This is a genomic window from Actinomadura soli (genome assembly GCF_005889715.1).
Classification (GTDB): Bacteria; Actinomycetota; Actinomycetes; order Streptosporangiales; family Streptosporangiaceae; genus Spirillospora; species Spirillospora soli.
In genome coordinates this window covers 1-1892 of record NZ_VCKW01000535.1, presented here as the reverse complement: position 1 = coordinate 1892, position 1892 = coordinate 1, and the positions used below count along the sequence as shown (strand labels likewise).

General features: G+C 72.6%; 1 protein-coding gene. It reads left to right on the top strand.

Annotated features, from left to right (window positions below):
* Positions 1 to 1892 (top strand): cation-translocating P-type ATPase (locus ETD83_RS41605; protein ID WP_138650731.1); only part of this gene is annotated, 1892 nt, incomplete at both ends.

Here is a 1892-nt window from a genome sequence, read left to right as displayed (position 1 = left end):
CGCGGCGACCTGATCGAGCTGGACGCGGGCGACAAGGTGCCCGCCGACCTGCGGCTGCTGCGCACCGACGAGCTGGCCGTGGACGAGTCGGCCCTCACCGGCGAGTCGATGCCCGTCGCCAAGGACCCGGCGCCGCTGCCCGAGGTCGCGCTCGCCGACCGCACCGCGATGACCTTCTCCGGCACCCTGGTCACCGCCGGACGCGCCACCGGCCTGGTCGTCGCCACCGGCGCGGACACCGAACTCGGCGACATCAATCGCCTGGTGCACACCACCGCCGCCGTCCAGACCCCGCTCACCCGCAAGATCACCCAGTTCAGCAAGGTCGTGACGGCGGCGATCCTGGTGCTGGCGGCGCTGACGTTCGCGATCGGCGTGCTCCGCGGCAGGGGCGCGTCCGAGATGCTGACCGCCGCGGTCGCGCTGGCGGTCGGCGCGATCCCCGAGGGGCTGCCCGCCATCGTGACGATCACGCTCGCGCTCGGCGTGGCCCGGATGGTGCGGCGCGGCGCGATCGTCCGGCACCTGCCCGCCGTCGAGACCCTCGGCAGCACCACCGTGATCTGCACCGACAAGACCGGCACCCTCACCCAGAACCAGATGACCGTCACCCACGTCACCGCGGCCGGACGCGACTACACCGTCACCGGCACCGGCTATGCGCCGATCGGGCAGATCCGGCAGGACGGCCGGACGGTCGACCTCGCCGGCCATCCCGTCCTCCGGGAGACCCTGCTCATCGGGCTGGGCTGCAACGACGCGCGGCTCGTCCGCAAGGGCGAGGACTGGACGATCACCGGCGACCCGACCGAGGGCGCCCTGCTCACCAGCGCCGCCAAGGCGGGGCTCGACCACGTCCCGCCCCGGGCCGCCGTGCTGCCGTTCAGCTCCGAACGCCGCTTCATGGCCACCCTCCACGACGACGGAACCGTCTACGTCAAAGGCCCGGTCGAGCGGATCCTGGAGTTGTGCCGCGACGCCGCCGGGCCGGACGGTGAGCCGGTTCCGCTCGACGCCGCCGCTGTCCACGACCGCGCCGAGGCCTACGGTCACCAGGCGTTGCGGGTGCTGGCCTTCGCCCGCGGCCGCACCGACGCCGCCGACTTGGACGAGCTGCCGCCGCTGACCTTCCTCGGCCTGCAGGCCATGCTCGACCCACCCCGGCCCGAAGCCGCCCAGGCCGTCCGGACCTGCCACGACGCCGGAATCCAGGTCAAGATGATCACCGGTGACCACGCCGCCACCGCCCGCGCCATCGGCGCCCGCATCGGACTGGACGGCAAAGTCATGACCGGCGCCGAACTCACCGCCGACGTCCCCGCCGGACGCGTCCGCGACACCACCGTGTTCGCCCGCGTCTCCCCCGAGCAGAAGCTCCGCCTCGTCCAAGCCCTCCAGGCTGACGGGCACGTCATCGCGATGACCGGCGACGGCGTCAACGACGCGCCCGCCCTCAAGCAGGCCGACATCGGCGTCGCCATGGGACGCACCGGCACCGACGCCGCCAAGGAATCGGCCGACATGGTCCTGACCGGCGACGACTTCGCCTCCATCGAGCAGGCCGTCGAAGAGGGCCGCGGCGTGTTCGACAACCTGGTCAAGTTCATCGTGTGGGCACTGCCGTCCAACGTCGGGCTCGGCCTGGTCCTGGTCGCCGCGATCGTCGCCGGAACCGACCTCCCGATCCTGCCGCTGCAGGTGCTGTGGCTCAACATGACCGCCGTGCTGGTCCTCGGCCTGCCGTTCGCGGTCGAGCCCAAGGACGAGCACATCATGACCCGCCCGCCGCGCGACCCGTCCCTGCCGCTGATCCCCCGCGCGCTGACCATCCGGATCCTGCTGGTCTCGGCGATCCTGCTCGCCGGAGCCTTCGGGCTCCAGCACTGGGAACG